At 59.9% G+C, this 5,032-nt stretch carries 3 protein-coding genes; 2 read left to right on the forward strand and 1 reads right to left on the reverse strand.

Annotation, left to right across the window (positions count from 1 at the left end):
- Nucleotides 1-374 precede the first annotated feature (374 nt).
- Nucleotides 375-1,526: a PorV/PorQ family protein gene (locus PPP56_RS10675; RefSeq protein ID WP_353564029.1), complete on the reverse strand. Its 1,152-nt coding sequence runs from the start codon at nucleotides 1,524-1,526 to the stop codon at nucleotides 375-377.
- Between the two features lie 234 nt (nucleotides 1,527-1,760).
- Between PPP56_RS10675 and PPP56_RS10680 the strand changes: the two genes are divergently transcribed.
- Together PPP56_RS10680 and PPP56_RS10685 are read left to right on the forward strand one after the other, a co-directional pair.
- On the forward strand, nucleotides 1,761-4,232 hold the full coding sequence (locus tag PPP56_RS10680) for a zinc-dependent metalloprotease (RefSeq protein WP_353564030.1): 2,472 nt from the start codon (nucleotides 1,761-1,763) through the stop codon (nucleotides 4,230-4,232).
- Between the two features lie 247 nt (nucleotides 4,233-4,479).
- The gene (locus PPP56_RS10685; RefSeq protein WP_353564031.1) at nucleotides 4,480-4,908 is read left to right on the forward strand and encodes a hypothetical protein; all 429 of its coding nucleotides are present in this window, start codon (nucleotides 4,480-4,482) and stop codon (nucleotides 4,906-4,908) included.
- The last annotated feature ends 124 nt before the right edge of the window (nucleotides 4,909-5,032 follow it).

A 5,032-nucleotide genomic window follows, 5' to 3' on the forward strand; every position in this document is an offset into this window, starting at 1 on the left:
AATGCGGCGAAAATTGGACCTCGATGGAGGTTCGTAGCTGGGGCTACGGGCCGATATCGGGGGCAATTTGCAGCCCATTGAAGCCGCTCGCAGCCCAAAGTAAGAAATCAAAACAGGCTCTAAGTGATTGACATGCGGTTTACATCATTGCAGCCCGCTCAAACCCCCTCTGTCTGCCGATCCTCGCCAAAGGCGTGATCCTGTGGACATCTCCCCCTTGGCTAAGGGGGAGAAACCCGACACGAGCCCGTAGGGCGACTGATGAAGCGAAGCGGAATAAGGGAGAGGGGGTTCGACCGAGACGAGGCTGCAATTTGCAACTGCTTCATCACTTAGCCTCTATCCACTACCGGATTATCTACAGCTGCAGCCTCTCACTCCCCCGGCGGCTCGAACCGCACGCGCGCGGAAATGCGGTAGGAGTAGCCCAGGTCCTGCGCTGTGAGTCCGGCGAAGTCGCCGAAGCTGAAGTCGATGGCCACCTGATTGAGGGTGAGCCCAGCTCCCACCGACGGCGTAATGTCGAGCCCGATGTCTTCGCCCACCTGCACCCGGCTGATGCCTGCGCGCAGCTCCGCAACCCCGGCATATGCGAAGGCGCCACCCAGACGCGGATGAAAGGACACATCGCCGATGTTCGGCACAAACGCCTGCTGCCCGTCGAACGCAATGTCGGTATCGAGCCCGAGCGTAACGGCATGCCGCCCGACCGGCCACACCGCACCGGAGCCAAGGCGCACCACCGGAAGCACCAGCGCCGTGCCCCCTGTCGGCAGATCTTGCCCGAACACTTCGCTGAACGTCAGGTCCTCGTCGTCGCGCGCATCGAGCGCAAACGCGGCCTCGTTGATGCTCCAGCTCTGCAGCATCGTGGACAGGTCTTGCACCGTTACACCAAAGCGGTAGCGATCGGAGCGCCACTGTGCCCCTGCGTCGATGCTGTACCCCCACGCATCCGCAAAATCGCCAATGGTGCGGCGAATGCCTTTGAAGTTAACCCCCACCGACCACGCCTCGTCGAGCGCCCGGCTGTAGCTCACGAACAGCGCCCAGTCCGCCGCCGAAAAGGTCGTAATGAGGCTTTCGTAGTTGGGGCGTGGCTGATTTAGTACCGGATCCCACGCATTCAGCGTATTCACAATGTCGTTGACGCCGCTTCGGAAGAGCGACAGCCCGAGCGACGAGCGCTCGCTAATCGGAAACGCTCCAGCTCCGTAGTCAAACGACACCGCCCCCGCAAAGCGCTCCACATGCATGTACGAGATCTCCGGATGCGTAAGATGGCTCAGCCCGGCCGGATTCCAGTAGCCTGCGCTGACTTCATCGGCGTGGGCTACGTAGGCGCCGCCCATGCCAAGTGCCCGCGCATCCACCCCGCCGGCCAGAAAGTCGGCACCGTACTTGGCGATCCGCTGCGCATCCGCTGCGCTCCCCCCAATGCTTCCCCATGCGAACAGCAGCGCACATAGCCATACCCCGATTCGACTCACAGTATCTACCGGATTAACGAGTTGAAATACGATCATGAATCCAATGCAAACCGAATCACTTTGTTACACACGTAGCAAAAATCCACTTCCTGCATACAGCCTACGTCACACACGTCCAGAACGAGACCAGAACGACACGTGCACGACCTGTGCCACGAATCTATGCCACGAATCTATGCCACCGTCGCATTAACGAATTGCGTTTGGGGGATGCGAAGGCGTAGTTAAGAGAGCACGGTTGTCTTTCTCTTTCCTCACTGCTTTATCATCATGGCTTACTGGATACGACACGCAACGGCCCCAGTGCTGGGCGGTCTCGTTCTCATGGCGCTGCTGCTCGCCCCCTCGGTGCCGCTGCAGGCGCAAGACCTCTCGCCTACCGACCTGAATGCAGCCTCTGCAGACGAAGGGCTCTTTACCGTCTACCAGCTTGACGATCGCATCCTCTTTGCTATTCCCGACGAGATGCTCGGGCGCGACATGGCGGTGATGAGTCGCTATGCCAAGGCGCAGGAAGGGCTCGCAGCCCGTGGAGGCGGCGACCGGATGACATCTAACATGGTGGTGCAGTGGGAGCAGCGCGGCGATCACATCTATCTGCGCACGCAGTCGTACAGCAATACGGCCGATGCGGACGATAACATCCACCTGGCCGTTCAGAACTCCAATTTTTCGCCCGTCATTGCCAGCTTTCCTGTCGAGTTTACACAAGACGGCGCCTCGGTTATCGACGTAACCGACCTGTACATGGGCGACCACCCCTCGTTTTCGTTTCCGCAGCAGCGGCGTTCAGACTTAGGGGTTCGCGGGTACGACCGCGACCGCAGCTGGCTGGAGTTTACGCGCAGCTTCCCCGAAAACATCGAGATTCGCGCCGTGCGGTCGTACGATGCCACAAATCCCCCATCCAACACGCGCGGCGGTACGATCTCGTTTGAGATCAACCACTCGATGATCCTGCTGCCCGAGGAGCCCATGATGCCGCGCCTCGCCGATGAGCGCGTCACATACATCACCATCACGCAGACCGACTACTCGCGCGACTTTCAGGGCGTGCGGCCCCACCAGTACCTGCGCCGCTATCGCCTCGAACCGACCGATATGGAAGCGTTTGAGCGTGGCGAACTCGTAGAGCCGAAAGATCCGATCGTCTGGTACATCGACCCGGCCACGCCCGAAGAATGGATTCCCTATTTCAAAGAGGGCATCATGGAGTGGGAGGGGGCCTTTGAAAAGGCCGGGTTCAAAAACGCACTGGATGTGAGAGTGGCTCCCACCGAAGAGGAGGACTCCGAGTTTAGTCTGCTGGATGCACGGTATAACGTCATCCGATACGTGGCTACGCCGGTGCGCTCGGCCAACGCCGGCGGCGACGTGGTCGACCCGCGCTCGGGTGAGGTGCTTCGCGGCCACATGAACATGTATGCCGGACTGGACGAGCGGCTGCGGTGGTGGCTCGTCAGCCAGGTGGCTACGGCGAACCCCGACTTTCAGACGAATGAGCTCTCCGAAGCGGACATGGGCGAAGCCCTGCGCTACGTCATCTCGCACGAGATGGCGCACGCTATGGGACTGCCTCACAACCAGCGCGCCAATTTCGTCTTCCCGGTTGACTCGCTACGTACGCCCGAGTTTGTAGAACGCATGGGCCACTCGGCCTCGTCGGTCGGGCGCACCCGCTACAACTATGTAGCCCAGCCGGGCGACAACGTGCCGCCCGAACGCGAGATTGGCCTATGGGACGAGTTTGCCATCATGTGGGGATACCGGCCCATTCCCGAAGCCACCACGCCCGAAGAAGAGTTCGACACGCTCAACGAATGGATCGTGGAGCGCTCTGACGAGCCCTGGTATCGCTCGGCCTACGCCCAGTTTGGGATGGATGTGGAATGGGACCCCTATCGCATGACCGAAGGCATCTCCGACGATCCAGTAGAGGCTGCCACCTATGGGATGCGTAACCTGCGCACTGCGACCCAGAGCCTCATGGACTGGGTACTCGACGAGGGCGATGACTACTATGAACTGGAGACCCACTACCTGCAGAATCTGACACAGTGGAATCGCTACGCCGAGCACGCAGCGTCGGCTGTTGGCGGCTCGTGGACACACCACAAGCGCTACGGGGAAGGCGGACCGGTTTACACGCCCATCGAGGCTGAGTATCAGCAGAAGGCCATGGCGTTCATCGATGAGCACATCTTGAGCACGCCCGAGTGGGCCCTCGATATGGATCTGCTGCGACGCATTGAGCACGCCGGTGCTGTAGAGCGCATTCGTGCGTATCAGGAACTGGCTGTGCAGCGCCTCCTGAACCACGCACGCCTGGCACGTATGATTGAGCATGAGGCGTTTCTGGGCGACGATACCTACCGTCCTGCAGACATGCTCGACGATGCCCGCACGGCCATCTGGCGCGAGGTGCAGCAGGGCGAGTCGATCGATACGTATCGCCGCAACCTACAGCGCGCCTACCTGGAACAGGCCCACTACCTGCTGCACGAGGCGGAGTCTGACCACTGGTCGCCCCCGCGCTCCGGCAACCTGCGTGTGGGGAGCAACGACGACCCGCCGCTGAATGCTGACCTGCACATCAGCCAGTCGGACATGCGGCCGCTTGTGCGTGATCAGCTAAAGCTGCTGCGTAACGAGGTCGCCGATGCGCTCAACAGCGGCGTTTCTGACCGCATGACGCGCATCCACCTTGAAGATGTGCTGGAGCGCATCGACGAAGCACTATAAATACAGTGCTTGCGACGCGGAATTAATGCCGCAGGATTGGTTACCTGCAGCTGCAGTGGTGGGGGCGCCCTGATGGGTTGCCCCCATCACTTTTTGGTCTACCCCCCTTTGGTCCAATGCATTAGCTTACACCTGTTAGGAATCGCGGATCGGTTACGATCTCACAGGTAATCTATTCGCATTTGGATGCGGTGTCTTGTTTGTTACTCTGTGATACTCTCCTGATTAGTTAGCCCTCTTTCCCTGCATGACAAGCGAACGTAAAGCTGCCTTCGTAGCTGGCGCCAGCATCGGACTTCTACTCATCCTTGTGGACGCACTTTTCTTGCGGATGGCCGGGGCTGTTGCCGTTGGCATTCTACTCATTCGCCTCTGGGAGCCCGCCTCCGGAAAGGCTATTCCGATGATTGAGGGCGCTCGCATGGGCATCGTAGCCGGCCTTGTTATGGGGGTAACGCGGCAGTTCGTACTGCTCGTGCTTGTTGCCATCGGGGCCCTGTTCGACCCTGCACCCGGCTTGATGCAGCCCCCCGACGGCGAGGTCCTGCACGCGTTTGAGCAAAACTGGGGCATCAACTATTACACCTTCAACATCCTGTTCGATATCTTCGGAGGCGCTGCTGTAGCAGGTCTCGGGGCAGCCCTCGGGATCCGCTTCTATGAGCAGGAGGACTAAGAACCTGTTTGGGTTTTGGTTTGCAGGCGAGAGCGAGCGCCGTTGTGGCGAAAATTGGACCACGATAGAGGTTCGTAGCCGGGGTTACGGGCCGATATCGGGGACAATTTGCAGCCCAGCGGAG

The sequence above is a fragment of the Longimonas sp. genome (genome assembly GCF_040409695.1).
Classification (GTDB): Bacteria; Bacteroidota; Rhodothermia; order Rhodothermales; family Salinibacteraceae; genus Longimonas.

Coding starts and splice junctions, on each gene's coding strand:
- PPP56_RS10675 (WP_353564029.1), bottom strand. CDS start 1,526: ATGATCGTATTTCAACTCGTTAATCCGGTAGATACTGTGAGTCGAATC.
- PPP56_RS10680 (WP_353564030.1), top strand. CDS start 1,761: ATGGCTTACTGGATACGACACGCAACGGCCCCAGTGCTGGGCGGTCTC.
- PPP56_RS10685 (WP_353564031.1), top strand. CDS start 4,480: ATGACAAGCGAACGTAAAGCTGCCTTCGTAGCTGGCGCCAGCATCGGA.